The sequence below is a fragment of the Undibacterium paludis genome (genome assembly GCF_022568815.1).
Lineage (GTDB): Bacteria > Pseudomonadota > Gammaproteobacteria > Burkholderiales > Burkholderiaceae_D > Undibacterium.
In genome coordinates, this window is the sequence record NZ_JAKZHX010000014.1 from 95,641 (window position 1) to 121,230 (window position 25,590).

General features: G+C 54.1%; 27 protein-coding genes. 10 read left to right on the plus strand and 17 right to left on the minus strand.

Translation table 11 applies throughout. The features are described from left to right. The first annotated feature begins 8 nt into the window (after positions 1-8). Genes LZ463_RS22500 through LZ463_RS22515 form a run of 4 tightly spaced genes read left to right on the plus strand, consistent with a single transcriptional unit; the run spans position 9 to position 2,314 of the window. Positions 9-500: a YbaK/EbsC family protein gene (locus tag LZ463_RS22500; RefSeq protein ID WP_241458538.1), complete on the plus strand. Its 492-nt coding sequence runs from the start codon at positions 9-11 to the stop codon at positions 498-500. Then, entirely contained in the window at positions 497-712 is a 216-nt protein-coding gene (locus LZ463_RS22505) for a DUF1289 domain-containing protein (protein WP_241458539.1), read from the plus strand. The genes LZ463_RS22500 and LZ463_RS22505 overlap by 4 nt, the downstream gene beginning before the upstream one ends. 58 nt (positions 713-770) lie before the next feature. Next, entirely contained in the window at positions 771-1,409 is a 639-nt protein-coding gene (locus LZ463_RS22510) for a 2-hydroxychromene-2-carboxylate isomerase (protein WP_241458540.1), read from the plus strand. Next, the gene (locus tag LZ463_RS22515) at positions 1,409-2,314 is read left to right on the plus strand and encodes an MBL fold metallo-hydrolase (protein ID WP_241458541.1); all 906 of its coding nucleotides are present in this window, start codon (positions 1,409-1,411) and stop codon (positions 2,312-2,314) included. The genes LZ463_RS22510 and LZ463_RS22515 overlap by 1 nt, the downstream gene beginning before the upstream one ends. An 8-nt stretch (positions 2,315-2,322) precedes the next feature. On the opposite strand, the gene LZ463_RS22520 is transcribed toward LZ463_RS22515, so the two are convergent. The 3 genes from LZ463_RS22520 to LZ463_RS22530 are packed head-to-tail and all read right to left on the minus strand — an operon-like array spanning position 2,323 to position 3,512. Then, positions 2,323-2,712, minus strand: a complete 390-nt coding sequence (locus tag LZ463_RS22520) for a DUF488 domain-containing protein (protein WP_241458542.1) — start codon at positions 2,710-2,712, stop codon at positions 2,323-2,325. Next, positions 2,709-3,170 (minus strand): thioesterase family protein, encoded by a 462-nt coding sequence (locus LZ463_RS22525; RefSeq protein ID WP_241458543.1) that lies wholly within the window; start codon positions 3,168-3,170, stop codon positions 2,709-2,711. Before LZ463_RS22525 ends, LZ463_RS22520 begins: the two co-directional genes overlap by 4 nt. Positions 3,171-3,206: 36 nt before the next feature. Beyond that, on the minus strand, positions 3,207-3,512 hold the full coding sequence (locus LZ463_RS22530) for a putative quinol monooxygenase (protein WP_241458544.1): 306 nt from the start codon (positions 3,510-3,512) through the stop codon (positions 3,207-3,209). Between the two features lie 121 nt (positions 3,513-3,633). Here LZ463_RS22530 and LZ463_RS22535 point away from each other — a divergent pair, with 121 nt between their 5' ends. Next, complete coding sequence (locus LZ463_RS22535; protein WP_241458545.1) at positions 3,634-4,593, plus strand: GlxA family transcriptional regulator; 960 nt, start codon at positions 3,634-3,636, stop codon at positions 4,591-4,593. A 475-nt stretch (positions 4,594-5,068) separates the two neighbouring features. On the opposite strand, the gene LZ463_RS22540 is transcribed toward LZ463_RS22535, so the two are convergent. Continuing rightward, positions 5,069-5,923 carry an enoyl-CoA hydratase-related protein gene (locus LZ463_RS22540; protein ID WP_241458546.1) on the minus strand — a complete coding sequence of 285 codons (855 nt, stop codon included), beginning with the start codon at positions 5,921-5,923 and terminating at the stop codon, positions 5,069-5,071. 94 nt (positions 5,924-6,017) lie between these two features. On the opposite strand from LZ463_RS22540, the gene LZ463_RS22545 reads away from it, so the two are divergent. From LZ463_RS22545 to LZ463_RS22555, 3 genes are all read left to right on the plus strand, one after another. After that, positions 6,018-7,022, plus strand: a complete 1,005-nt coding sequence (locus LZ463_RS22545) for an NAD(P)H-dependent flavin oxidoreductase (protein WP_241458547.1) — start codon at positions 6,018-6,020, stop codon at positions 7,020-7,022. Between the two features lie 49 nt (positions 7,023-7,071). After that, positions 7,072-7,386: a DUF1330 domain-containing protein gene (locus LZ463_RS22550; protein WP_241458548.1), complete on the plus strand. Its 315-nt coding sequence runs from the start codon at positions 7,072-7,074 to the stop codon at positions 7,384-7,386. A gap of 103 nt (positions 7,387-7,489) precedes the next feature. Then, a complete protein-coding gene (locus tag LZ463_RS22555) occupies positions 7,490-8,599 on the plus strand; it encodes a carbonic anhydrase (RefSeq protein ID WP_241458549.1) in 1,110 nt (369 codons plus the stop codon). Between the two features lie 11 nt (positions 8,600-8,610). On the opposite strand, the gene LZ463_RS22560 is transcribed toward LZ463_RS22555, so the two are convergent. From LZ463_RS22560 to LZ463_RS22610, 11 genes are all read right to left on the minus strand, one after another. Further along, positions 8,611-9,051: a DUF3052 domain-containing protein gene (locus LZ463_RS22560; protein ID WP_241458550.1), complete on the minus strand. Its 441-nt coding sequence runs from the start codon at positions 9,049-9,051 to the stop codon at positions 8,611-8,613. 157 nt (positions 9,052-9,208) lie between these two features. Continuing rightward, entirely contained in the window at positions 9,209-9,499 is a 291-nt protein-coding gene (locus LZ463_RS22565; protein ID WP_347176289.1) for a hypothetical protein, read from the minus strand. Positions 9,500-9,648: 149 nt separating this feature from the next. Next, the gene (locus LZ463_RS22570) at positions 9,649-11,898 is read right to left on the minus strand and encodes a xanthine dehydrogenase family protein molybdopterin-binding subunit (RefSeq protein WP_241458551.1); all 2,250 of its coding nucleotides are present in this window, start codon (positions 11,896-11,898) and stop codon (positions 9,649-9,651) included. 15 nt (positions 11,899-11,913) lie between these two features. After that, positions 11,914-12,372 carry a (2Fe-2S)-binding protein gene (locus LZ463_RS22575; protein WP_241458552.1) on the minus strand — a complete coding sequence of 153 codons (459 nt, stop codon included), beginning with the start codon at positions 12,370-12,372 and terminating at the stop codon, positions 11,914-11,916. Between the two features lie 202 nt (positions 12,373-12,574). After that, positions 12,575-13,822: a phenylacetate--CoA ligase family protein gene (locus tag LZ463_RS22580; protein ID WP_241458553.1), complete on the minus strand. Its 1,248-nt coding sequence runs from the start codon at positions 13,820-13,822 to the stop codon at positions 12,575-12,577. Between the two features lie 197 nt (positions 13,823-14,019). Further along, the gene (locus tag LZ463_RS22585) at positions 14,020-14,862 is read right to left on the minus strand and encodes an ABC transporter ATP-binding protein (RefSeq protein WP_241458554.1); all 843 of its coding nucleotides are present in this window, start codon (positions 14,860-14,862) and stop codon (positions 14,020-14,022) included. 76 nt (positions 14,863-14,938) lie between these two features. After that, a complete protein-coding gene (locus LZ463_RS22590; protein WP_241458555.1) occupies positions 14,939-16,240 on the minus strand; it encodes an ABC transporter substrate-binding protein in 1,302 nt (433 codons plus the stop codon). Between the two features lie 128 nt (positions 16,241-16,368). Next, the gene (locus LZ463_RS22595) at positions 16,369-17,427 is read right to left on the minus strand and encodes a branched-chain amino acid ABC transporter permease (RefSeq protein WP_241458556.1); all 1,059 of its coding nucleotides are present in this window, start codon (positions 17,425-17,427) and stop codon (positions 16,369-16,371) included. A 66-nt stretch (positions 17,428-17,493) separates the two neighbouring features. Then, entirely contained in the window at positions 17,494-18,390 is an 897-nt protein-coding gene (locus LZ463_RS22600) for a branched-chain amino acid ABC transporter permease (protein ID WP_241458599.1), read from the minus strand. 174 nt (positions 18,391-18,564) lie between these two features. Next, the gene (locus tag LZ463_RS22605) at positions 18,565-19,353 is read right to left on the minus strand and encodes an ABC transporter ATP-binding protein (protein ID WP_241458557.1); all 789 of its coding nucleotides are present in this window, start codon (positions 19,351-19,353) and stop codon (positions 18,565-18,567) included. Positions 19,354-19,362: 9 nt separating this feature from the next. After that, on the minus strand, positions 19,363-21,315 hold the full coding sequence (locus LZ463_RS22610) for an AMP-dependent synthetase/ligase (RefSeq protein WP_241458558.1): 1,953 nt from the start codon (positions 21,313-21,315) through the stop codon (positions 19,363-19,365). A 311-nt stretch (positions 21,316-21,626) separates the two neighbouring features. Here LZ463_RS22610 and LZ463_RS22615 point away from each other — a divergent pair, with 311 nt between their 5' ends. Further along, complete coding sequence (locus tag LZ463_RS22615; RefSeq protein WP_241458559.1) at positions 21,627-22,316, plus strand: Crp/Fnr family transcriptional regulator; 690 nt, start codon at positions 21,627-21,629, stop codon at positions 22,314-22,316. A gap of 2 nt (positions 22,317-22,318) precedes the next feature. Further along, entirely contained in the window at positions 22,319-23,161 is an 843-nt protein-coding gene (locus LZ463_RS22620; RefSeq protein WP_241458560.1) for a Rossmann-like and DUF2520 domain-containing protein, read from the plus strand. Here the strand turns inward: LZ463_RS22620 and LZ463_RS22625 are convergent. Both LZ463_RS22625 and LZ463_RS22630 read right to left on the minus strand, forming a co-directional pair. Beyond that, positions 23,146-24,606 carry a sensor domain-containing diguanylate cyclase gene (locus LZ463_RS22625; RefSeq protein WP_241458561.1) on the minus strand — a complete coding sequence of 487 codons (1,461 nt, stop codon included), beginning with the start codon at positions 24,604-24,606 and terminating at the stop codon, positions 23,146-23,148. The two genes, LZ463_RS22620 and LZ463_RS22625, sit on opposite strands and share 16 nt — an antisense overlap. 285 nt (positions 24,607-24,891) lie before the next feature. Next, positions 24,892-25,440, minus strand: coding sequence for a glycine zipper 2TM domain-containing protein (locus tag LZ463_RS22630; RefSeq protein ID WP_241458562.1), 549 nt, complete (start codon positions 25,438-25,440; stop codon positions 24,892-24,894). Positions 25,441-25,590 lie beyond the last annotated feature (150 nt).

Below are 25,590 nucleotides of genomic sequence, written 5' to 3' on the forward strand. Positions count from 1 at the left end.
TTTGCCCTATGTCCAGCTCAACTGATTTGCCAGAAACCGTACAGCGTGTTGCCCGCCTGCTCCAGGACCTCGGACATGACCAGCATGTCGTCATGCTGCCGGAAACCGGCAAGACCTCGGCAGAAGCCGCTGCCGGTCTTGGTTGTGAAGTAGCAGAAATCGCCAAGTCCATCGTCTTCCGCCGTCTCAATGACGATGCGGCCGTGATGGTCGTTGCCAGTGGTGTCAATCGTGTTGATGAAGGCAAGGTGGCCGCGCTGGTAGGCCCGCTGGGTAAGGCTGACGCCCGCTTCGTCAAGGAAAAAATCGGTTATGCCATCGGTGGGGTTTGCCCTATCGGCCACCTGGAAAAAACCGTCATGCTGATTGACCAGGACTTGCTGCAATATACCCATGTATGGGCTGCCGCCGGCCATCCGCATGCCGTCTTCAAACTGACGCCGCAGCAATTGCAAACCATGACAGGCGCACCTGTCGCCGATGTGGCCCTGCGCGCATGAGCATCCTGCTTGAATTTGATCCTGCCCAGTTTGAACTCAAACCGGGCGCTACCGTCCCCTCACCCTGTGTGAATATATGCCGTATGGATGAGAAATCGGGGCTGTGCAGCGGCTGCTATCGCACTATCGATGAAATCATCTGCTGGAGCAAGGCAGACAATCACAAGAAACTGGCAATCTGGGACCTGGTGCAGCAAAGGATGCTGCCGTAGTTTTTGATGTAAAGCTGTCGGAGTAGTGGAGTAGCGGAATAACAAAAAGGATACAGGCATGAAACAGCTGGACTGGTACTTTGATTTTATTTCCCCGTTTGCTTATCTGCAAAGCGAATTGCTGCATCGTCTGGACGGTGTGCAAAGCATACAATACCGCCCCATCCTGTTCGCCGGCCTGCTCAATCACTGGGACAACAAGGGACCGGCAGAAATTGCGCCCAAGCGGCAGTGGACTTTCGAGCATTGCGCCTGGCTGGCACACAAACATGGCATTCCCTTGCGCATGCTGCCAGAACATCCCTTCAATCCCCTGCCATTGCTGCGTCTGTGCCTGGCGCTGGATTGCAGCGAAGCTGTGGTGCGCCGACTATTCCGTTTCGTCTGGCGTGACGGACATATCCCGACGCAGGCAGAACACTGGCAAGCCTTGCTCGATGAATTGCAGGTCACACCAGCCATGCTTGACGCGCAGGCCGTCAAGGATGCGTTGAGACGCAATGGCGAACTGGCGATTGCCGCCGGTGTCTTTGGCGTGCCGACCAGCGTTGTTGACGGCCGCTGTTTCTGGGGATTGGATAGTACTGACATGTTGCAGGCTTACCTGAATGGTGACGGTTTCTTTGAGACCGGTGCATTGCAAGCGGCTAAAGACATGCCATACGGCATGCAACGCAAGATACCAGGAAAAATCTGATGCGTCTGCCTGCCAGCATGCAAGTGTTTGAACGGGGCTGGCTGTCTTCGAACAATATCCTGTTCACTGGTCGGCAGCAGACTGCGCTGGTCGACAGCGGCTACCTGAGCCATGCGCCACAGACCCTGGCCCTGGTGCAACAGGCACTGGCAGGCCGCTCCCTTGATCTGTTGATCAACACCCACCTGCATTCCGACCATTGCGGTGGTAACGCCTTGCTGCAGCAGCACTATGCCTGTCGCACCCTGATACCGATAGCGGACACGGATGCAGTCGCAGCCTGGGATGAAGAAGCCCTGACCTATGCTGCTACCGGGCAGCAATGTGCACGCTTTGGCTTTGACGCGGCCATACAGCATGGCGAGATATTGCAGTTAGGTGATATGGACTGGCAGGTACTGGCTGCCCCCGGTCATGATCCTCACTCCATGATTCTGTATTGTGAGCAAGAGGGTATATTGATTTCTGCCGACGCCTTGTGGGAAAACGGTTTTGGCGTCATCTTCCCCGAACTGGAAGGGGAGTCCGGCTTTGCCGAACAGGCTGCCATCCTGCAAGTCATACGTGAGCTCGATCCGCGCCTGGTCATCCCCGGGCATGGCTCACCATTTGGCAATGTCAGTGCAGCACTGGAGCGCGCTGAATCAAGACTCGATTACCTCAGTGCCGACACCAGACGCAATGCCCGCAATGCCGCCAAAGTCATGCTGGCCTTTATCCTGCTCGACAGACGGCAGGTAAAAACGTCAGAAGTATTGCGGCAACTGGGCAGCACCCGGCTGATCGCTTCATCTGTCCGTATTCTCGATACCAGTGCAGATGTATTGATCCCGGAACTGATCAGCGAATTGATCAGCGCCGGTGTTGCCAGGCTCGATGGCGATACGCTGGTCAGCGTACGCTAGCGCAGGGTTCAATCATGCATGTTTGCGCCATGTTCCAGCAATAACTGCCTGAGCAGAGAGCGATGACAGCGGCTCTCGTCTTCACAATAGCAACCGACAGAAAAATTTGTTGTCTTTGACATTGCCGCCAGTAAATCGAGTACCTTGCCGGCGTCGGCGGTATTCATTTCTGCCTTGTAGCTGCGGGCAAATCTGGCCCATTCCGCGTCACTGTCAACGGCCTTGCCCTGTGCCATCAGTTCTGCACTCGGTGACAGATTGGGGAACCAGACATCATAATAGTTGCGGCTGGCAAATTCAGTCTTGGGTACGCCGCGTGGCGGTCGCCTTACCGTGCCGATACGCAGACCTTCATCCGCTGCGCGCGCTGTACCCAACTGGACTATGCGTATGCTCATTGCTGACCTCCCTCTTTATTGTTCAGGCTATCGGGCAGCACTTCGAAATCTGCGGTGCGGTCCAGTTGCTGCAAGGCTTGCAATAATTTTTCCGGCGGGCTGGTCAGTTTGCGGGCGGACAGGTCAAGCCATCCTACCAGTGAGGTAACACGTGCCGCCAGTTTCCCCTTGTTGAAAAATTCATTGCGTATCTTCAGCTTGCGCCCATCGTCAGACAGGCCTGCAAGACTTTGCGTCACGACGACTTCATCAAGCAAATGGAATTCGCGAAAATACTCGATTTCATCTTTCATCACCACTGGCCCCAGGCGCAGTTGCATGAATGCACTCATGGGGAAACCGCAGTCAGAAAAATACATCATCCTGACATCGGCAGACTTGTCCAGGTAAGCGGTGTTGCGCATATGGGAATTGAAATCCATATCACCCCAACCGGCAATCAGGTTTTTTTCATACATGCTGTTTCCCCCTTGAGTGTTGTTCTGATGTCCTGATTATCTTGCCAGATTTTTCAAACCCAGTACCTCGATTTTTTCTATGCTGGGCGGGCTGCTGAACAATTCTTCCGCCTTGCTCATCAACGCCTGGGCGATCGGGCCCTGCAAATGCGCCTGACGGTCTGCTTCAGTCTCAAAGGCATCGAATACGCCGAAGACATTGTCAGACAATTGCAGGGCGAACCAGATCGGCGTTGTAGCTTCCTGGTTGGCCAGGGCCAGACCCATTTCCAGAAAGGCGGCAACATCGGCGGCTTTGCCAGGTTTGGCTTCAAAACGGGCGAACAGGGCGTGCTTGATCATGATATATCTCCATTGACTTGAATCTATACTTGCATCGCGGGATTGCGATGAAGTGAGACTTTACAGATGACCCGGTTTGTTTGATACTGGCGCGATTGACATCTTTGGTATGGATTTTGCCATGAACATCAACATCCTTGCTCTCGATGGTGTTTTCGATACCGGCCTCTCCATCGTGCTCGATGCACTGACGACAGCGAATGAATTGTCCGGCTTGCAGGCAGACCCTGCAGCACCCATGAACATATCACTGGTGGGCATGCGGCGGCGTGTGCAAACCGCGCAAGGCATGAGTGTGACAGTAATGCGTGCCGATGAAGTACCCGCGCCTGACCTGGTCATCGTACCCGCCCTGGGCTACAAGATGCCGGATACCTTGACCCAGGCGCTGGCACGCCCTGATGTGAAAGAGGCGAGCGCTGCCTTGTCCCGCTGGGCCGATGATGGTGTACGTATTGCTGCTGCCTGCATAGGCACTTTTGTGCTGGCGGAGAGTGGCGTGCTTGATGAGCGCGATGCCACGACAACCTGGTGGCTCAATCCCCTGTTCCGCCAGCGTTATCCGTCCGTACGCCTCAACACCAGCCACATGATCGTCCAGTCCGGTCAGTTCCTGACCGCCGGTGCGGCGTTCAGTCATATGGACATGATGTTGTGGCTGATACGACAGAGCAACCCTGAACTGGCTAGCCTGGTTGCCAGTTATCTGGTGGTTGACAGCCGTCCATCACAAACGGCATATGTGATTTCTGATCATCTCTCGCATGCCGACCCCATGGTGGAACGCTTCGATCGCTGGGCACGCAGCCATCTGGACCAGGGCTTTAATCTCGATGAGGCGGCTGATGCGCTGGCGACCAGCAAGCGTACCCTGGCGCGGCGTATTCATGAAGTCTTGGGCAAGACGCCGGTGTCGTATGTGCAGGATTTGCGCATAGAAAAAGCGGTACATCTGCTGAAGACTTCCAATCACAGCGTAGAGCAGATTGCTGGTCTGGTGGGGTATGCGGACGGGGTTACCCTGCGAACTTTGTTGAGGAGGCGGTTGGGGAAGGGGATACGGGAAATCAGGGTGGGGTGAAGTTTTGCTGATCGTCTTAACGACATGCATCCGAGCTAAAGACAATTTGATTGACGACTGATCTGAGTTACGTCATTCCCGCGTGTTTTTGGCGGGAATCCAACGGGTTGGTGCTCCAGCGGCGTTCGTGGCGTGCCATATCGTTTGTCGAATGTCGTACTTTGATTAAAACGATTGCCCTTCGTGGGCACAAGCCGGGTCTCGGCCCGGCGGCCGGATTTCTTTCTTTGCTTCGCCAAAGAAAGGAATCAAAGAAAGGCGACCCAGGCGTAGCACTGCACTGCGCCGCTTGCAAGCGATTGCCGTTACGCAGGACGAAACCCCTGTTACACCTCAAACACGGGCCTTTCTTTATCCATTTTCTGTACCGCACAAATGGCGGCTACGCATGGGAACTGCTAAATTCAAAAACAACGTCAGCACGACCGTTACTCGCGTATTTTGGTATTGGTTTGATCGTTGATTATGGTGATACTTATTTCAATTGATAAGCTGCCTCAGAAAACGACCCCACAGGCGCCAAATCTGCATACGCGGTCGGTCTTCCCTGCTGCTTGGCCATGAAGGCTTCCATCAGGTTGGCGCTTTGCCAGATGCCGGATTGCAGCCAGCCCATCTGTTGCAGGGCGTCATGAGTGCTGTGGTCGCGTGCGTAGTGGATGGCCTGCTTGCTGCCCCAGATGGCAACCGGTGGCTTTTCGGCGATTTCTGCTGCCATGTGCAGGGCGGCTTCCAGCATCGCTTCCTGGGTGTCAAACACCTCATTGACCAGACCGACCGCCAGAGCACGGGCAGCGGGCAGGCGGCGGCCAGTGTAAGCCATTTCATGGACTATGCCTTCCGGTATCAGTTTGGGCAGGCGTTGCAGGGTGCCGAGGTCGGCGGTCATGCCTATATTGATTTCCTGTATGCAGAAGAAGGCATCGCTGCTGGCCAGACGTATGTCGCTGGCGCAGATCATGTCGACGCCGCCGCCTATGCAGCCGCCGTGGATGGCGCTGATGACAGGCATGCGCAGGGATTCGATCAGGTTGAAGGCGTGCTGCATGTCTTTCAGCGCCAGCGCGATATTGGCGCGGCCTATGGCAGTGACATCATCCAGGCTGATGCCGCCACCGGCGAACACGTCGAGCGCCATGCCGGCGGTGAAGTGCTTGCCGCTGGACGAAATCACCAGTACCCGCGCATTCGCCTGATTTTGCAGGTCCTGCAAAATCCCGGCCAGTTCCTTGAAGAAGACTGGTTGCATGGTGTTGAGTGTAGCTGGCCGGTTCAGGCGCAGATGAGCGATTTTATTGCTGATACTGAAATCAAAGCATTGATATGTCATGGTGTCCCCACGGAAAAGTTAACAGCACGGTAAAATCATACTGGATATGAGCACTTAATGACGTCAACTTACTTATCGTTAGAGGATATCGACTATGGCACTTGCATCACTGGATTCCCGTTCGCCCCACCTGTCGCGTCTACCGGCGGTACTGCAACACCTGAGCCTGCCCGTCATTGGTTCTCCCCTGTTTATTGCCAGTGGCCCCAGACTGGTGGCTGCGCAGTGCAAGGCCGGTATCGTAGGCTCTTTCCCTGCCTTGAATGCCAGACCAGCAGAGTTGCTTGATACCTGGCTGACAGAATTGCAGACAGAACTGGCCGCTTACCAGGAAGCCCACCCAGATGCATTGGTAGGCCCGATTGCCGTCAACCAGATTGTTCATCAGTCAAATGACAGGTTGGCCCATGATGTCGAGGTCTGCGTCAAACACCAGATACCCATCATTATCTCTTCCCTGCGTGCGCCACCCAAAGAAATGCTCGACGCCATCCACAGTTATGGCGGCATTGTCATGCATGACGTGATTTCCATCCGTCATGCCGAAAAAGCCCTGGAATCCGGTGTCGACGGCCTCATTCTGGTAGCCGCCGGCGCTGGGGGGCATGCCGGCGGCCTGTCGCCGTTTGCCCTGGTTGGTGAGGTAAGACGTATCTTCGCCGGTCCGATTGCCTTGTCCGGCTCGATTGCCACGGGTGACGCCGTGCTGGCGGCACAGGCCATGGGAGCAGATTTTGCCTACATAGGCTCGCGCTGGCTGGCGACAGTGGAATCGAACGTCGACGATGCCTATCGCCAGGCTATTGTTGAATCCGCCGCCGCCGACATCGTCTACACCAACCTGTTTACCGGCGTGCACGGCAATTACCTGAAAAAATCCATCATTGCCGCTGGCCTGGACCCCGACAACCTGCCGGTGGCAGACAAGAGCAAGATGAATTTTGGTTCCGGTGGCGGCAGCAAGGCCAAGGCCTGGCGCGATATCTGGGGAGCTGGGCAGGGGGTGGGGCTGATGGATGAAGTGCTCACCGTGGCCGAAGTGGTGGCGCGTCTGAAGGCTGAATATCAGGCTGCCAAAGCCCGTCTGCTCAGCCTGTAAGCTGGTCAGATCGATTCTGTTGTGTTGTTTTTTTGAAAATGAGATATCCATGAGCAAAGCCTATATCGTTGCCGAAATCCATGTGACCAATCCCGGCCCTTACGCTGATTACCGCGCACTGGCGACGGCCAGCGTTGCGCAATATGGCGGCCAGTTCCTGGCAAGAGGCGGTACCCGCCTGCAAAAAGAGGGTGGTGATGACCAGCATAACGAAGGCTGGCGTACCGTGATCGTTGAATTCCCTTCCCTGGCGCAGGCGCAGACCTGGTATGACTCGGTCGAATATGGTAAGGCCAAGGACATACGCCTGGCCAATTCCATCGGCCGCCTGTTCATCGTGGAAGGTGTGGCGCCTGCGACCTGATCCAGGGGCTGGACCGCGGCCTTAAATGTAAATTGCCAGCAGGAATTCAAGTTTGCAAAGAGACTTGCCGTAACTAGGGTATCTCACTGCCAAGAATTCAATTATGCGCCGCTATCTCGCCCTGCTCGTACCTATGCTGCTGGCCTTGTCCGCCCAGGCGAACGACCCGCCGTCCAAACCGATCAAATCGGCATCCGCCAAAGAAGAGGCTTCGGCCTCTGCTGCATCGGGGTCTGCCTCTGCATCGGCGTCCACCAAGGAAGAGCGCAAACCTGGCGCCAAAGAGAGCAAGGAGTCTGCCAAAGAAGCAGCCGTCCGCGCCAAAGAGGCACTGGCAGCTGATGAACTGGCAGCACGCATTGCCGAACGCCTGAGCGTCATACGCAAAGAAAAAGATGAAGCCGCCGCCCGCAGCGCACCCAAGCCCGTGCCACGTCCAGCCTATGCGCCACCGGTACGCCGGCCAGAAGTGGTAAAAAGCAAAAGCGATCATGGTGGTGGCAATGGGGCTGCAGCAGGCACATTGGCCGTTCATGGTCAGGTGCACTGGAGTTATCAGGGCGAAGGTGGTCCGCTGAACTGGGGCAAACTTAATCCTGCCAATGCCAAATGCGATATTGGCGAACGACAGTCACCGATTGATATCCGCGATGGCATCAAGGTCGACCTGGACCCGATTGCCTTTGACTACAAACCCAGCCGTTTCAGCGTGGTTGATAATGGTCACACCATACAGGTGAACATGGGGGCCGGTAATTACATCAATGTGCTGGGTCATAATTACGAACTGGCCCAGTTCCATTTCCATAAGCCATCTGAAGAGCGCGTCAATGGCAAGAGCTTTGAAATGGTTGCTCATCTGGTCCACAAGGATGCTGACGGCAAACTGGCCGTGGTTGCCGTGTTGATAGAGCGCGGCAAGGCGCATAGCCTGGTCCAGCATGTGTGGAACAACCTGCCGCTGGAAAAAAATGAGCCTGTACAGGCACTGACCACCATGGACATGAACGACATATTACCGGTCAAGCGCGACTACTATACCTATATGGGTTCACTGACCACGCCACCTTGCAGTGAAGGTGTGTTGTGGCTGGTCATGAAAGAACCTATAGAAATTTCACCAGACCAGTTGACCATCTTCAGTCGCCTGTATCCGATGAATGCCAGGCCGATACAGAAGAATTCAGGCCGCCTGATCAAGGAGTCGAACTAAGAACCTGCCGTTCAGGCAGATGCGTTTTCCCAGGTTGCCCTGAGTTCCTTGCGTACGACGATCTTCAGGCCGGACCAGATGTTGTTGACGGCGCAGACCTTGATGTCGACATAGCCAAGGGGCAGTATGACTTCACGTATCACATCTTCAGTGATGTCCGTGGGCAGCTTCGATGCTTTTTTGGGCCAGGATACCCAGATGATGGCATCACTGCGCAGACAGGGTTTATATACTGCCAGCTCCTTGATCAGGACAGCTTTCTGGTTGGTGAACAAGTGGACCAGGTCAGTCATGGACGAGGCTTTTTTTTCAAAATGGACCTGCTCTGGCAGAGGCGCCAGCAGCTCAGGATAGTCAGGTGGCGCATTCCTGACAAGAACATGGTTGCCAGCCTGTATGCCAAGTTTCTTTGCCAGGGGTGTGCCTGAGTAAGCGTTAGTGACAGAGCTCATGGTCGTCGCATACATAGAAAAGCTGTACCTGGCACTGTAACAGTGCCAGGTACAGCAACAGACTACATCCAGCTTCTATCACGGCTGGCTTCTTTATTTGTAAATACCGCAACCTACCACCACGTCGCCAGATTTCTCAAAATAAGTTGATTTGGCTTCAATCGCTTTGGTCGTGGGATGGGGCCATTTGTAATCGACCCAGCCTTGCCCCTTGCTTTTTGCCACTCAAATCAAGTACAAATATATATAGATCGCGGTCGCTGAAACTGCCTTTGGGATTATTGAATTCCGGGTAAGCGGCTTCGGCTCCCTTGGTCTTCATATAGCTGATGGCTTTTTTGACCATGGCTTCAGCCTCCTGCGCCGTACCATGGTCTGCCGCACAAGCGGGCAATATGAGGAAGAGACTCGATAAAACAGCGACGAATAATCTGATGAACTTGACCATGATCAATCTCCTGGGTTTGAGGCATCACACTCCGGGCATTCAACAACATACGTCCAGAATATGATACGCCCCAAGCCAGGTTGACCTATCTTTATTTGGTACTACTTAACAATTTCCTACATTCAATTTCCATAGTTAATTTTCTTGCATTAAACCTGCCTGTAAGGCAATTCGCGCCAGCGCTTGCCACTGACTCTGGCAATGGCATTCGCAAAAGCAGGGGCCAGTGCAGGCAAGCCAGGTTCGCCCATGCCGGTAGGGGCATCTGCACTGGGGACAATATGCACGGCTATCTGTGGCATATCGGTAATGCGGGGTACCACAAAGTCGCCGAAGTTGCTTTGCTCGACCACACCATCCTTGAGCGTGATGGCTGCACCTGGCAGGCACATTGACAGACCCATCAGGGCTGCACCTTGCACCTGCGCTTCCACGCTTTTTGGATTGACAGCCAGGTTGCAATGCACACCGGCAGTGACCTTGTGCAACTTGGGCTGACCACTTTTGATAGACGCTTCCACTACATAGGCAACGACTGACGAGAATGACTCATGCACTGCCACCCCATAGGCCCGGCCTGCCGGTAGCTTCTTCTTGCCGTAGCCAGATTTTTCTACGGCCAGTTCCAGTGCGGCTTTGTGCCGTGGATGCTTGTTGCCCATCAGTTTCAGGCGATAAGCCACCGGGTCTTGTTTGGTGGCCTGGGCAATTTCATCGATCAGGGTTTCCATGACAAAGGCAGTGTGGGTAGAACCCACGCTACGCCACCATAAGACCGGGACATTGATCTTGGGATGATGGACGGACAGGCGCATCGGCATTTCATATGGTTCTTTCATGCCTTCTACTGCCGTGACGTCCACACCGTTCTGTACCATCATGCCTTCGAATGGGGTACCACTGACGATGGACTGGCCGACGATGACATGGTCCCAGCCCAGGATATTGCCCTGCGCATCAAAACCTATCTCGGCCTTGTGCAGATGCATGGGGCGGTAGTAGCCGCCTTTGACATCATCTTCACGGCTCCACAAGGTACGCACCGGTGCATCGAGGCCGGCAGTTTTTGCGGCCTTGGCGACCTGACAGGCTTCCACCACATAGTCACTGGTGGCAATCGCCCGGCGACCAAAGCCGCCACCAGCCATCTGGGTATGGATGGCGACATTCTCGGGCTTGACGCCCAGCACAGTTGCCGCAGCGAAGCCATCGAGACCGGGCATTTGCGTACCTAGCCACAGCTCTGCCTTGTCGCCCTTGATGGCGACCGTGCAGTTCAGCGGTTCCATCGGTGTATGGGCCAGGTAGGGGAAAACGAATTCCGCATTGAGCTTGTGAGGTGCACCTGCGATTTTCGAAACATCATCATTGAACTTCAGCTTGCCCGGTGTTTTTGTCATTTCCTTGTAACTGGCCAGCAGCTTGACGGAATCGACTTTTTCCACACCATCGGTATCCCATTCCAGCTTCAGCACATCGCGAGCCTGTTTGGCCGGCCAATAGCCAGTGGCAATGATGGCGACACCTTCACCGCCACGGTCAACCGGTACACGCAGCACAGCCTTGACGCCTTTGATGGCTTTGGCTGCGCTGTCATCGAATGATTTGACTTTTGCACCGAACACCGGTGGCCTGGCGACCACGGCCGTCAGCATGCCGGGCAGGTGGGCATCGATGCCATAGTCCTGGGTACCGGTTGATTTGGCTTTTGCATCAAGACGGCCTGTGGGTTTGCCTATCAGGCGAAAATCCTTTGGGTCTTTCAGTGTAACTTTTTCCGGTACCGGCAAGGTCATGGCGGCTTCTGCCAGCTCGCCATAACTGAGCTTCTTGCCGCCGGGGCCAATGACAAAACCATTTTCCGTGCGCAGATCGGCTGCAGGGACATTCCATTTGGCAGCGGCGGCACTGACCAGCATGGCGCGGGTACGCGCACCAAGTTCACGGTATTGTGTGTAAGAATTCTTGATGGAATTCGAACCACCTGTCAGGTGCATGCCAAAGGCAGGGTCAACATAGGCCGGGTGATTGTTGCCATGGACGCTCCTGACTTTGGACCAGTCGGCATCGAGCTCTTCTGCCAGTATCAAGGGCAGCGCAGTCTGTACACCCTGGCCAAAGTCGAGACGGTTGATGGTAACGGTCACCGTGCCATCGGCGGCAATCTGCACAAAGGCGCCCGGCTGCTCGGTCGGCTTCAGACCTGCGGGTGCCTTGGCGGCAGCATCCTGGGCCAGCGTCAGTACTGGGTAACAACCGAGGGCAAAGCCACTGACTGCCGCCATTTTCAAAAAGCTGCGGCGTGGCAGGCTGCTGGTAGCAGAGCCTGACGGTGTGGATTGTTGGAGCAATGCCTGCAAATGTTTGGGCAGGTCGGTAAAACGGGCTTCAAAATGCATGGTCGTTCCTCCTGATCAGGCCAGAGTGGATGCGGCATCATGGATGGCGGCACGTATGCGTACATAGGTGCCGCAGCGACAGATATTGCCTGCCATGGCACCATCAATATCGGCATCGCTGGGCTTTTTATTGGCTTTGAGCAAAGCCGTGGCGCTCATGATCTGTCCGCTCTGACAGTAACCGCACTGCGCCACGTCATGTTTGATCCAGGCCGCCTGCACGGCCCTGCCAACCTTGTCCTGGCCGATGGCTTCGATGGTGGTGATTTTCTGTCCGGAAACAGATGAGATCGGCGTAACGCAGGAACGGATTGCCTGGCCGTTCAGATGCACGGTACAGGCGCCGCACAGTGCAGCACCGCAGCCAAACTTGGTGCCTGTCAAACCCAGGGAATCGCGCAAGGCCCATAGCACAGGTGTGGACGGGTCAGCGTCAAGCTGGTGTTCTTTGCTATTGATATTGAGTGAAGTCATGGAACGGGTCTCCATCCGGTCAGGTAGGTCTGGACATGAAAAAGCAGCCACAGCAAACCGGCCCGCTGGGTGGCTTGCTGAGACTGTTTATTAGGGAATACGCAACTACTATAGAATATTTTTGGACAGCTTGTGCAAAAACGGAAAAACCACGGAAAATCAGGCTTTCCCGTGGTTTTGTTGTGATAGTGGTAATTTTGTGTTATTCGTATTTACGCGCGTCATCAATCACTTTGCCGTCATTGGGCAAACTGCCAGCGCTGACAAATTGCACGTCACCGCGCAGCTTGGTGACATCGCGCAGGCTCTCGACGATGGCGGCCTGCAAACCGGTATCCTGGCCCGCTGCTTCACAATGCAGGCTCATCACATCGTTAGCCATTTCGCCGGTGACGACCAGTCTGGCCTTGATGATTTCAGGATGGCGCCTGACGACTTCGGCAACTTGCGAGGGATGGACAAACATGCCCTTGACCTTGGTTGTCTGGTCAGCCCTGCCCATCCATCCCTTGATGCGCTGGTTGGTACGGCCGCAGGGTGACGGGCCCGGCAGTATGGCCGACATGTCGCCCGTGCCAAAACGTATCAGAGGATAGTCCGCATTGAATGAGGTGATGACGACTTCACCCACTTCACCCTCTGCCACCAGGTCACCGGTACCGGGCCTGACGATTTCCAGTATCAGGTCTTCATCCATGATCATGCCAGGGTTGACCTGTCCGTCACTCATGCTTTCGTAGGCGATATTGCCGATGTCAGCCGACGCATAGATTTGCAGTACATTGCCCACGCCATGATCCTGCAGCCACTTGCGCAGGGATGGCGGCAAGGCTTCGGCCCCGACCACGGCGCGCTGCACGCTGGAAATATCGACGCCCATGTCAGCCGCTTTTTCCACGATGATCTTCAAAAAGCTGGGTGTGCCGATGTAAGCATCGGGGCGCAGTTCTGCCATCGCCTGCACCTGCATTTCGGTCTGTCCTATGCCAGCCGGGATGACGGCGCAGCCTATGCGGGCAGCTGCACTTTCCACCATGAAGGCAGCCGGCGTGAAATGGTAGGAAAAGCAGTTTTGCAGCAAGTGGCCACTGCGCAGGCCCACCGCATGCAGGGGGCGGGCAAAACGCCACCAGTCCTGGCCGCGGCCTTCCGGATCAAAGATGGGACCGGGTGACATGAAGATGCGTCCCAACTGGCGTGCCGGTGTGGTATTGAGGCCGCCAAACGGTGGTGTCTGCTTCTGCAAATCCTTGAGGTCGGATTTGCGGGTCACAGGCAATTGCGTCAGTGCACTGCGGCTCTTGATGTCATTCGCATCCACTCCCTGCAAGATCCTGCCCCAGCCTTCCGCCGTCTGGGCGTGCGCAATCAATTGCGGCAGCTTGTTCATCAGCGCTTGTTCGCGGCTTTGTGGATTGCGGGTTTCCAGGGCGTCCAGATAATCACTCATGAGCATGCTCTATAGTGGTTTAGTGTGAATTGTTTTTCTTTGTTCTTAAGCTATTTATGATCTGTAGCGAGCGGGCGTCAGCGGGTTGAGGTGTCACAAGCGGAGTAGCGCAAAAAGCGGAATGTACTTGCAGTACATGAGCATTTTGAGCAACGCATGAGCCCCACATAAGCCACAACCGCGTTCGCGCAGTAAGATCATGCCAGCCAGCGTTTGCGCCTGCGATAAAACTTCATGTCCTTGAAACTCTTGCGACCGGCGCCCGATACCCCAAGGTAAAATTCCTTGACGTCCTCATTGCTGGCCAGGTCCCTTGCTTCACCTTCCATCACTACCCTGCCGTTTTCCAGGATGTAGCCAAAGTCGGCATAACGCAGGGCTATATTGGTATTCTGTTCCGCCAGCAGGAAAGACACTTTTTCCTGCGCATTGAGGCTTTTGACGATTTCAAAAATCTCTTCCACCAGTTGCGGGGCGATACCCATGGATGGTTCGTCCAGCAATATCATGGACGGCCTGGCCATCAGGGCGCGGCCTATTGCACACATCTGCTGCTCACCGCCCGAGGTATAGCCTGCCTGTGAATTGCGACGCTCGCGCAGGCGCGGGAAGTAGTGATACACCTTGTCCAGCTCGGCTTTTAATTCACTGCGCGACAGATTGCGTGTGTAGGCGCCGGTCAGCAGGTTTTCTTCTACACTCAGATGACCAAAACAGTGACGACCTTCCATCACCTGTGACAGGCCGCGCTTGACCAGTTCATTCGGCGTCAGGTGATCGACTCTTTGCCCCTTGAAACTGATGTCGCCCTTGGTGATGTCGCCACGCTCGTTTTTCAACAGGGTGGAAATCGCCTTCAGCGTCGTTGATTTGCCAGCACCATTCGCACCCAACAGGGCGACAATTTTCCCTTGCGGCACCTGAAGAGAAATCCCTTTCAGCACCAGGATGACATGGTCATAGATGACTTCGATATTGTTGACGCTGAGATAGGCCACGTCGGTCTTTGCTGCCTCAGGCGAAATGCTGTGTATGCTCATGATCTTGGTTGGCAAATGGTTTATTCAGTCCGGTGAGGGCAAAACAGCGCCCTCACCATCGTGCTCGTGCAGGTATTTATTTCAGGCAGGCAGGCGTGATTTTTTTCTCGGCTGCATACTTGTTCGACGACTCTTCCAGCATGGCGCGTGTCAATGCCTTGTCACCGGTGACCCAGTTAGGCGTGATGGCTTTCCATTTGTCGCCTGTCCATTGCTGGACTTTGACTGCTCCGGAACCTTCATGGTCTTCGCAAGAAGTTTTCACAGGCGGGAACATGCCTGCGGCGCCAAGTGCTTTCTGACGGGCTTCGTCAACATTAAGGTTTTCGAGGCCCCAGCGTATCTGCTCTGAAGTCACGACTTTACCCTTGCCGAATTTTTCCTGTGCTTTCAGGATGGCTTCTGTCCACAGAATGGCGGCGGTGACGCCGCGCATATGGTAGACGGAACCGATACGCGACTTGTCGCCAAGATTGCCCTTGCCCGCTGCATAAACCTTGCTGCGGATTTCATCAAGTACGGGGTAGTTGCCCGGTGTATTGAACGTCATCGCGGTATAGCCTTTTGCTGCGTCACCTGCTGGAACTGCATCCTCTTCTGAACCAGCCCACCAGACGCCCAGCATTTTTTCACGTGAATAACCATTGCGTTGCGCGGTCTTGATGGCCACTGCATTCATCACACCCCAGCCCCACAGGATCACATAATCAGGGTTGGCCTGACGGATTTGCAGCCATTGCGATTGCTGCTCGTTACCAGGGTGGGCAACCGGGATCTTGATCAGTTCAAAACCATATTGCTTGGCCTGTGCATCAAGCACCGGGATAGGTTCCTTGCCAAAGGCAGAGTCATGATAGAGATGAACGATTTTCTTGCCCTTGAGCTTATCCATGCCGCCAGACTTGTCGCCGAGATATTTGGTCATTGCCGCTGCCTGGTTCCAGTAACTGGTGATCAGCGGGAACACGTAGGGAAACACCTTGCCGTTAGCCGCATCGGAGCGACCATAACCGAGGGTTGTCAGCGGGATTTTGTCTTCACCTACGCGATCCAGGATGCCATAGGCTATACCGGTCGACAAAGGCTCGATCAGCGAGGCGCCGCCCTGGGTTTTTTTCAGACGTTCATAACATTCCACACCGCGCGACGCATTGTATTCTGTCTCACATTCCTCCCAGGAAATCTTGACACCGTTCAAACCGCCCTTGGCATTGACCAGATTGAAGTAGTCGATGGCACCACCGTAAAAACCGGACCCGCCAGCCGCATAAGGACCGACACGATAAGACAGAATGGGGACGAATTGATCATTGGCCTGGGCAACGCCAACGGCGCTCAGGATCGCAGAGGCCAGTAGTACGGATTTCAAGAGTTTCATTTTGTCTCCTAGAGGTTTTGGATGGTTATTTCTGACGCTTTTTTACCAAAATGCTGATATGGCGAAGCGTCTTTATTATGAACTTTATTTTTTTGTCCCGGTATGTCTGCTTTCACTGTTACAGTCCGCTAGTGCGGGAAAGGCCAGAGCCGCAGTTTTTCCTTGGCGATTTGCCACAACCTGGCCAGACCATGCGGCTCAACGATCAGGAAGAAAATGATCAACGCACCGAATACCATCAACTCCAGGTTGGATGCGACATTGGTCGGCAGGGCCAGGCCATGGGCCAGCATGTTCAGCACTATCGGCAGCAAAATGATAAAGGCTGATCCCAGGAAAGAGCCGAGTATGGAACCGACACCACCGATGATGATCATGAACAGGATGCGGAAAGACAGATCAAGGTTGTAGGCCTCCGGCTCTACCGTACCCAGATAGGCATAGGCATACAGTGCACCGGCTATGCCGCAGTAAAAGGAAGATACGGCAAAGGCCAGCAGCTTGGTGCGCATCAGGCGAAAGCCAATGACTTCTGCCGCCACGTCCATGTCGCGCACGGCCATCCATGAACGGCCGACGTTGGAGCGCACCATGTTCTTGGCCAGCAGGGCCATCACGCAGACAACGATCAGCGTCAGCAGGTATTTCTTGACAGGGGTGTTGATGGCAATGCCAAGTATCACCATTTCTTGCGCAGTGATGACACCGGAAGAACTGTAGTTGGTGAACCACTGTATCTTGGTCAGGCACCAGACCACAAAGAACTGCGTCGCCAGTGTCGCCGCCGCCAGATAGAACCCCCGTATGCGCAAGGATGGCAAGCCAAAAGCAATACCCACCATGGCTGCCGACAGGCCACCCAGTACAAAAGCCAGCAAGACCGGTATGCCCGGTATGCGCAAGACAAAGTTATAGGAGGCAAATGCACCGACTGCCATGAAGGCTGCAGAACCCAGCGACAATTGCCCGGCATAACCGGTCAGAATATTGAGCCCCAGCGCTGCCAGTGAAAAAATCAGAAAGGGGATGAAGATCGCTGAAAACGCATAATCTGATGCCAGGCCCGGCACGGCAATGAATGCCGCTGCCAGGACCAGGACCATTCCTATACGGTCCTGCCGTATGGGGAAAATCTGACTGTCAGCCTGATAGCTGGTTTTAAACTGACCTGCTTCACGGTAGAACATATGAGTCCTTTATATCTTGTATATCTGCAATGACCTGCTGCCTGCTTGTGCCGGACAAAACGGCACTCAAATCCTGCGTATGATTTTTTCGCCAAACAAACCCTCGGGCCGGACCAGCAGGAACAGCAGGGCCAGGACATAAGGGAACCAGCCCTCTATGCCGCCACCGACCAGTGGGCCTATATAGACTTCGGCGAGTTTTTCAGAGGCACCGATGATGAGGCCGCCGACAATTGCACCCGGGACCGAGGTGAAACCGCCAAGTATCAGTACAGGCAAGGCTTTCAGGGCGACAAAGGTCAGCGCAAACTGCACACCGTTGCGCGCACCCCAGAGCAAACCGGCGACCAGGGCCACAAAACCGGCCACTGCCCAGACGATGGCCCAGATCTGTTGCAGCGGGATACCGACCGCCAGCGCAGCCTGGTGATCGTCAGCAACGGCACGCAGGGCGCGGCCTATCTTGGTCTTGGAAAACAGCAGGGCCAGGCCGGTGACCAGCAGAGCGCAGATCAGTGCGGCGATCACATCGAATTGCGATACCAGGATATTGAATCTTTCCATGAAAAATTCTATAGGTACATCTTCAATTGGCAGCGTCAGTTTATGCGGCTGTGAACCCCACAGTAATTGCGCCAGGCCTTCAATGAAAAAGGTCAGTCCTATGGTCGCCATGAACAATGATATTTCAGGCTGGTTCACCAGCGGCCGCAAGACCACACGTTCTATCGCCATGCCAAGAACAACCATCACCAGCATGGTCAGCGGTATCGCCAGCCATAATGACAATTCAAATTGTTCGGTCAGGCCCACGCAGGTCAGGGCAGCAAAAAAAACCATCGCCCCCTGGGCAAAATTGAACACGCCCGAGGCCTTGTAAATCAACACAAAGCCAAGTGCGACCAGGGCATACATGACACCCGATAACAAACCGCCGATAAATACTTCAAAGAAAAAACTAATATTCATTTCAACCTCTTAGCCGATGTTCATATTGGCGATTGATAAGGAAAATTTGAGGCAAGACCTCTCAACACAAAGACACAGAGGAAAAACCAGAAAAAATCTTTTGTTCTTCTCTTGCCTTTCTCATAGCCTCCATGCCTCTGTGGTTAGCGGTTTTAAGGTTTTTCATCTTCAATGTGCTACACCAAGATAGGCATTAATCACTTCCTGATTCGCCAGCACTTCTGCCGGTGTGCCATCGCCGATTTTCTTGCCGTAATCGAGCACGACGACACGGTCAGAAATATCCATCACCACGCCCATATCATGTTCGATCAGTACGATGGTGGTGCCGAGCTGGTCATTGACGTCAAGGATGAAGCGGCTCATGTCCTGCTTTTCTTCCACGTTCATGCCGGCCATGGGTTCGTCGAGCAAGAGTATCTCTGGCTCGGCTGCCAGTGCGCGGCCCAGCTCCACCCGTTTTTGCAAACCGTATGACAGACGGCCTACCGGTATCTTGCGTATGTGCTGGATTTCCAGGAAGTCGATGATTTCTTCGACCTTTTCACGGTGGGCAATTTCTTCTTTTTGTGCCGGCCCCCAGTACAGGGCTTGCATCAGGAAATTGCATTTCATCTTCAGGTTGCGGCCTGTCATGATGTTGTCTAGCACACTCATGCCCTTGAACAGGGCGATGTTCTGGAAGGTGCGGGCGATGCCGCTTTTCGCTGCCGCATAAGTATTCATGTCCTTGCGATGCTGGCCGCGATAAGTGATATCGCCTTGCTGTGGGCGATAGACTCCATTGATGACATTGAGCATGGAACTTTTACCGGCGCCGTTGGGGCCGATGATGGCGCGTATCTCATGTTCCTTGACATTGAAAGAAATATTCGTCAATGCCTTGACGCCACCAAAGGATAGAGAGATGCCTTGCAGGTCCAGGATGACATCACCGATTTTTCTGTTATCTGTCATGGTTTATCCTTACGCTGCCAGCTTTTGGGCAGAAAAGGTCTTGACGTCGCTGATATGTAAATCAGCGCTGACCATGCCTTGACGACCATCTTCAAATTTCACCTGTGTTTCTATGTACTGGCTGCGCTTGCCCGAATACAGGGCTTCGATCAGCACCGCATATTTTTGTGAAATGAAGTTGCGCCTGACCTTGCGTGTGCGTGTCAGCTCATCATCATCTGGGTCCAGTTCTTTATGCAGGATCAGGAAACGATGGATTTGTGTGCCTGCCATCATTGCCTCTGTTGCCAGGTCGGCATTGACCTTTTCCACGCAGGATAAAATCAGTTGATAAGTTTCAGCCTTGGCTGCCAGGTCGGTATAGCCTGAATAGGCGACACCACGGCGTTCCGACCAGTTGCCGACCGCTTCCATATCGATATTGATGAAGGCACAGACCATGTCGCGCTGATTACCAAAGGCCACCGCCTCTTTGATGAAAGGGAAGAACTTGAGTTTGTTTTCTATATAGTTGGGTGCAAACATGTCGCCTTGCTGCATCTTGCCTACATCGGCGGCGCGATCGATGATTTTCAGGTGACCTTCCTGGTCAAAAATACCGGCATCGCCAGTATGGAAATAGCCTTGTTCATCGATGACTTCAGCGGTGGCGTCCGGGCGTTTGTAATAACCGGTCAGCATGGCGTCTGATTTCACCAGCACTTCGCCATTGGCTGCCAGTTTGACTTCCACGCCAGGTGCAGCAGCACCGACACTGTCGAACTTGATATTGCCATCGGGCTGGAGGCAGACATAGGCGCAGGTTTCGGTTGAACCATACAATTGCTTGAGGTTGACGCCTATCGATCGGTAGAAACGGAACAGGTCAGGACCGATCGCCGCACCGGCGGTGTAGGCAACCCGGACTCTGGACAGGCCAAGCACATTTCTGAGCGGTCCATAGATCAGGAAGTTGCCGAGTGCATAATGCAGTTTGTCGATGCCGCTGACCGTTTTTCCGTCGAGTATGTCAGAACCGACACGACGGGCCAGGTCCATGAAATGGGCAAACAGCTTGCGCTTGATGTTGCCGGCGTCTTCCATGCGTATCATGACTGTGGTCAGCATGTTTTCAAACACGCGGGGCGGGGCAAAATAATAAGTGGGGCCGACTTCGCGCAAATCGGTCATCACGGTTTCACTGGATTCAGGGCAGTTCACGGTAAAACCTGCTGCGGTCGCCTGGGCGAAAGAGAACAGGTGATCACCGACCCAGGCCATGGGCAGGTAGGACAGGATATCTTCTTGCGCAGTAAGCTGGTCAAACTGCATGCCGCCGATGGCGGCGGTCATGAAAGAGCGATGCGACTGGCAGACTCCCTTGGGTTTGCCAGTGGTGCCAGAAGTGTAGAGCATGACGGCGGTATCTTCCGGTTTGCCCAGTTCCACTTGCTGCATGAAAAAATCAGGATGGGTGATATCGTAAGCACGCCCCAGTTCCTGCAGGCTGGCGTAAGAGATCAATTCAGGCTGATGATAATGGCGCATGCCACGGTCGTCGTCGTAGGCGATGTGCTGTATGTCGGGATAGTGCTGTTTGATTTCCAGCAGTTTATCGACTTGCTCCTGATCTTCGACAATGGCAAAGGTAATTTCTGCGTTTTCCAGCACATAGGCCATGTCGGCGGCCGGTGCATCCTGGTACAGCGGGACGGGGACGCCGCCCAGGCATTGGGCGGCCGCCATGGCCCAATACAGGCGGGGCCGGTTGTCACCAATGATGGCCAGGTTCATGCCGCGCCTGAACCCCTGCGCTGCCAGGCCGCAGGCCAGGGCGCGCACTTCGGCATTGACCTGCTGCCAGTTCCAGGTTTGCCAGATGCCCAGATCCTTTTCACGGAAAGCCGGATGCGACGGCCTTGTCCTGGCGTGCTGCAACAGCAGTCGCGGGAAAGTCGAGTTTGCTGCGTTTTTATCTATCATGTCTCCACCACCAGCCTATCTTTACTATTGGGCTTATTACCTTGTGAGTGTCCTGTTCTCCCCTGACGACTTGCTTACATGGTGCTTGCGAAACGTGGGGAATGATTACTCCTGGTCAGAATGTGGCGAGATTGGCTGATCTCGGGCGTCACTGCACCTGCAGTGATAGCTGTCGAGGCCAAGCTCGCTTACAATGTTGACTCCGTAATTCTTTTTGTTGATGGGATAGTAGTCCCTTCATGAGCTCGTGGTTGTCATTCGACTGACAATCTCAATGAATGAACCAATTTTCGGTGGTGCGTTGCACAAATATGACAAAAAAAACCGGCGACCCTAAAGAACGTTTTGCCAAGTCCATGTGGGCTGGCATGCTCTCACCGGAACATATGCAAAAGGTGGAAGACGAAGTCGTCGAGCGGCTCATTCCTGCCGGCGGTTTTGTCTGTCGCAAAGGGGATGCGGTAGAACACTGGATGGGGGTCATCGATGGCTTTCTGAAGATGAGCAGTATTTCCCCGGATGGCAAGACGGTGACTTTCAGTTGCATGCTGGCAGGCGGCTGGTTTGGCGAGGGTTCGCTGCTCAAGACGGAGGCACGCCGCTATGATGTGGTGGCGTTGCGGGATACCCGTGTCGCTTATATGCCACGGACCACCTTTACTTACTTGCTCGATAACAGTATTCCCTTCAACCGCTTTCTCCTGCATCAGTTGAATGCCAGGTTGAGTTTCTTCATTTCCCTGGTTGAATACGACCGCATGCTGGACCCCGACACCCGCGTGGCCCGTTGCCTGGCTGCCATGTTCAATCCCTATCTGAATCCGGGCAGCAGCATGCAAATCCAGATATCCCAGGAAGAAATCGGCTATATCTCCAGTGTGTCACGTCAGCGTGCCAATCAGGCTCTGCAATTGCTGGAAAAAAAGAAACTGCTCAGTGTTGATTATGGTGGTATCACCATTCTTGACCTCGATGGTCTGCGCCGCTTTCCCGAAGAGTAAAGATGAAGAACCTCAACATCATCGGCGCAGGTAAAGTTGGCAAGGTATTGGCCAGACATTTCCAGCGCCGGCAGGTATTTTCCATACAGCAGGTCATGAATCGCAGCCTGACCAGCGCAGCGGCGGCAGTGCAGTGGATAGGGGCAGGGCAGGCGGCAGGGGCGGTCAGTGATTTGCGCTCTGCTGACGTCATCATGCTGACGGTAGGTGATGACCAGATTGCGGCCACCTGCCAGCAACTGGCGGATGCCGGTTTGCTGCATGCTGGCAGCAGCATCTTTCATTGCAGCGGCGCCAGGACTTCGGCTGAATTGCAGTCTGCAAGACAGTGTGGTGCAGCGGTGGCCAGCATACATCCTGTGCGCAGCTTTGCTGATATTGATGCCCTGGCCGGACAGTTTGGCGGCACTATCTGCAGTGTGGAAGGTGACGAGACGGCGCTGGCTACCCTGCTGCCAGCCTTGCAGGCCATCGGTGCACAGACAGTGACCATCAGTGCAGAGCATAAGCTGCTGTACCACGCCGGCTCTGTCTTTGCCAGTAATTACCTGGTGACCCTGATGGAAACGGCGCTGCAGGCTTATCAGGCCGCCGGCATACCAGCCGAGATGGCCGGGCAGATGGCTGAACCGCTGGCCAGGCAAACGCTGGAGAATGTGTTCAGGCTCGGTACGGCAGCAGCATTGACCGGGCCGATAGCGCGTGGCGATATGCAGACAGTCATTCGTCAGCAAAAAATCGTGGCCGACTGGGATGGTAATGCCGGTGACTTATACCAGGCGTTTACACCTTTAACTGTCGCGTTGGCGGCGCAAGCCAGACAGTTGCCTTACTCAGAAAAATAAACGCTGTTACGACCATTTTCCTTGGCCTGGTAGAGCGCCAGGTCGGCTCGCTCAAACACGCTGACTTCACTTTCCTTGTCGCGGCATTCAGCAACGCCCATGCTGACGGTAATCGACAGGCGGGTGCGGGTCAGGTCGGTGGTGCGCGAAAAATCATTGTTGGCGATGGTGTTGCGTAAATTCTCGGCAATGGAGGTGGCTTTTTCCAGGGTGCAGTTTTTCAGCAGGATCAGGAATTCTTCCCCGCCCCAGCGGCAGATAATGTCGCTTTCACGTAATGAACGTTTGGAAATCATGGCAATTTCTTTCAAGACATGATCACCAACCAGGTGCCCTTGTTTGTCATTGATCTTCTTGAAAAAATCGATATCCAGCAGGACTACGCACATGGGTTGACGTGAGCGTTCGCTATCGAGCAGTGCTTGCTGGAACACAAAATCAAAGGCCTGACGGTTCAGCAGGTTGGTCAGGGTATCGGTGGAGGCTGATTTTTCCAGGCGTTTTTGATAGCGGCGTACCGTCAGCAAAACAATGGTCAGCAAAACGACTGTGATCGCGGCGCTGACGCCCATATTCAGCAGGAAGACGTTTTGCAGGGGTTTGATTTCATTGCTGGTTTCCTGTTCCACCAGCAGATGCCAGCCCAATTCAGGAATGAAGCGCGCATTGACCAGCATGGTGTCATTGTCGTTTTTGTATTCCAGGTGCAGGGATTCACTCTTGCGGTTGGTCAGGATTTGCCCCGCCAGATTGCTGATGCCCGGCATATTGCTGAGGTTGTTGCGTATCTTTTTCATATTATTGCCAGCCAGGGCGATATTGCCTTTCTGGTCGACAAAAAAGATATTCCTGTGAAAACGGCTCTGATAGCTGTCTATCAGGTTCTTCATGGTATCGAGTGTCAGACCTATGCCAGTGACGCCGATGAACTTGCCGCTGTAGTCAACGATACGGTAATTGATGAAAATGGTCATGGTATCGCGATTGGCCATGTCGGCATCGACATTGGTTTCGTAATCGCTTTTCATACTGCGTACACGGAAGAACCAGGCATCCCTGGCTTCATTTTCATTGATGGTTTTTAACACGCCATCAGCATGGTAGTAATTGTGGCTTTGTTCCGAGACCAGGAAGCTCGACATTGCATGGTTCTTGGTCTTGATTTCTTTCAGGTACTTGATGACCTGGTCTTTGTCTTCTTCGCCATTGATGATCCAGTCGCGCAAGAAAGTGTCATGCGCCATCTGGGAAGAGACAAAAACCGGGCGCAGCATGTCTTTCTGGATTTCGGAATAAACGTTGTCGCCGGTGATAGGCAGGGTCTGCTCAGAAATACCTTGTTGTATCGCATCACGTGAAACCACGAACGAGGCCAGCGTTGTGGAGACAAAACCGGTTATCAGCAGCAGTGATATCCAGATCAGCAGACCGTATTTTTTTAACATTTTTTGCATGAATGATAGACGGGGCATGAGCGTGAGGTTTGCCGCAAGATAATACTATAAACCCATACCATTTCCGGTCATTTTAGAGGCAAACAAATGCTAAACAGCATGACCGCGGGGTATGTTCGCCAGAAATTGTTGACATCGGACGGTGTTTTGATCAGTGCCCGGAGGAGGGGAGATGGGCAACTGCCTGGTAGCCAGCAGGCTGGCAGAGACGTAAAAAATGCCGCCAGTGCACTACAGGCGGCATTCAGAAGGTTTGACGGGCTACCGGGTTATCAATCAGGGGCGTGGTGTCAGTGATACATGAACACGCATGCGTGAACCCGGATCGTAGGGCAAGACAGAGGTGTAAGTACGGTTATTGTACTCATAGGTGACGGCATAGCCATTGTTGCGTGTTTCCCAGCTATCGATATTGCGACACTGGCGCACAGGACGGCGTTCATATTCTGGCTGATTATTATAATTGTTGCCGTTGTTGCCATTATCTACACGGTCACCAACCAGAGCGCCAGTGATGGCGCCGGCGGCTGTTGCGGCGAGCCGGCCATTGCCACCGCCTACCTGGCTACCGAGCAGACCACCGGCGATACCACCGATGACTGCGCCGCCGTTGCTACGTTCAGCCTGCTGACGTGGGTAGCTGCGCTGGGTAGTTTCATATTCGGTACGGCATTCCTGGCGGGGTACATTGACTTGTTCGACTTGCGGTGTGACCCTGATCACGCGGGCATAATCATCAAAGTCGGCAGCATGGGCAGCAGGAAGAGCGGCAGCAATTGCCAGCACAGATGCTGCCTTGGAAAATGTTGAGAATGAAAATTTCATTTTTTTACCTCTTTCGATATGGATCATTTGATAAATATCTCCCTGGCCCTTCATAGCGCTTGTTGCCTTATTTTATTGAAATGAAGCAACAACTGAGCAGCTGGGTTTAGCCTATTTCTGCATGTTTCCTGTGATAGTCTGTATATAACG

What these genes read in the sequence shown, in the direction of transcription:
- LZ463_RS22500 (WP_241458538.1), top strand. Translation starts at nt 9, where the DNA reads ATGTCCAGCTCAACTGATTTGCCAGAAACCGTACAGCGTGTTGCCCGC.
- LZ463_RS22505 (WP_241458539.1), top strand. Translation starts at nt 497, where the DNA reads ATGAGCATCCTGCTTGAATTTGATCCTGCCCAGTTTGAACTCAAACCG.
- LZ463_RS22510 (WP_241458540.1), top strand. Translation starts at nt 771, where the DNA reads ATGAAACAGCTGGACTGGTACTTTGATTTTATTTCCCCGTTTGCTTAT.
- LZ463_RS22515 (WP_241458541.1), top strand. Translation starts at nt 1,409, where the DNA reads ATGCGTCTGCCTGCCAGCATGCAAGTGTTTGAACGGGGCTGGCTGTCT.
- LZ463_RS22520 (WP_241458542.1), bottom strand. Translation starts at nt 2,712, where the DNA reads ATGAGCATACGCATAGTCCAGTTGGGTACAGCGCGCGCAGCGGATGAA.
- LZ463_RS22525 (WP_241458543.1), bottom strand. Translation starts at nt 3,170, where the DNA reads ATGTATGAAAAAAACCTGATTGCCGGTTGGGGTGATATGGATTTCAAT.
- LZ463_RS22530 (WP_241458544.1), bottom strand. Translation starts at nt 3,512, where the DNA reads ATGATCAAGCACGCCCTGTTCGCCCGTTTTGAAGCCAAACCTGGCAAA.
- LZ463_RS22535 (WP_241458545.1), top strand. Translation starts at nt 3,634, where the DNA reads ATGAACATCAACATCCTTGCTCTCGATGGTGTTTTCGATACCGGCCTC.
- LZ463_RS22540 (WP_241458546.1), bottom strand. Translation starts at nt 5,923, where the DNA reads ATGACATATCAATGCTTTGATTTCAGTATCAGCAATAAAATCGCTCAT.
- LZ463_RS22545 (WP_241458547.1), top strand. Translation starts at nt 6,018, where the DNA reads ATGGCACTTGCATCACTGGATTCCCGTTCGCCCCACCTGTCGCGTCTA.
- LZ463_RS22550 (WP_241458548.1), top strand. Translation starts at nt 7,072, where the DNA reads ATGAGCAAAGCCTATATCGTTGCCGAAATCCATGTGACCAATCCCGGC.
- LZ463_RS22555 (WP_241458549.1), top strand. Translation starts at nt 7,490, where the DNA reads ATGCGCCGCTATCTCGCCCTGCTCGTACCTATGCTGCTGGCCTTGTCC.
- LZ463_RS22560 (WP_241458550.1), bottom strand. Translation starts at nt 9,051, where the DNA reads ATGAGCTCTGTCACTAACGCTTACTCAGGCACACCCCTGGCAAAGAAA.
- LZ463_RS22565 (WP_347176289.1), bottom strand. Translation starts at nt 9,499, where the DNA reads ATGGTCAAGTTCATCAGATTATTCGTCGCTGTTTTATCGAGTCTCTTC.
- LZ463_RS22570 (WP_241458551.1), bottom strand. Translation starts at nt 11,898, where the DNA reads ATGCATTTTGAAGCCCGTTTTACCGACCTGCCCAAACATTTGCAGGCA.
- LZ463_RS22575 (WP_241458552.1), bottom strand. Translation starts at nt 12,372, where the DNA reads ATGACTTCACTCAATATCAATAGCAAAGAACACCAGCTTGACGCTGAC.
- LZ463_RS22580 (WP_241458553.1), bottom strand. Translation starts at nt 13,822, where the DNA reads ATGAGTGATTATCTGGACGCCCTGGAAACCCGCAATCCACAAAGCCGC.
- LZ463_RS22585 (WP_241458554.1), bottom strand. Translation starts at nt 14,862, where the DNA reads ATGAGCATACACAGCATTTCGCCTGAGGCAGCAAAGACCGACGTGGCC.
- LZ463_RS22590 (WP_241458555.1), bottom strand. Translation starts at nt 16,240, where the DNA reads ATGAAACTCTTGAAATCCGTACTACTGGCCTCTGCGATCCTGAGCGCC.
- LZ463_RS22595 (WP_241458556.1), bottom strand. Translation starts at nt 17,427, where the DNA reads ATGTTCTACCGTGAAGCAGGTCAGTTTAAAACCAGCTATCAGGCTGAC.
- LZ463_RS22605 (WP_241458557.1), bottom strand. Translation starts at nt 19,353, where the DNA reads ATGACAGATAACAGAAAAATCGGTGATGTCATCCTGGACCTGCAAGGC.
- LZ463_RS22610 (WP_241458558.1), bottom strand. Translation starts at nt 21,315, where the DNA reads ATGATAGATAAAAACGCAGCAAACTCGACTTTCCCGCGACTGCTGTTG.
- LZ463_RS22615 (WP_241458559.1), top strand. Translation starts at nt 21,627, where the DNA reads ATGACAAAAAAAACCGGCGACCCTAAAGAACGTTTTGCCAAGTCCATG.
- LZ463_RS22620 (WP_241458560.1), top strand. Translation starts at nt 22,319, where the DNA reads ATGAAGAACCTCAACATCATCGGCGCAGGTAAAGTTGGCAAGGTATTG.
- LZ463_RS22625 (WP_241458561.1), bottom strand. Translation starts at nt 24,606, where the DNA reads ATGTTAAAAAAATACGGTCTGCTGATCTGGATATCACTGCTGCTGATA.
- LZ463_RS22630 (WP_241458562.1), bottom strand. Translation starts at nt 25,440, where the DNA reads ATGAAATTTTCATTCTCAACATTTTCCAAGGCAGCATCTGTGCTGGCA.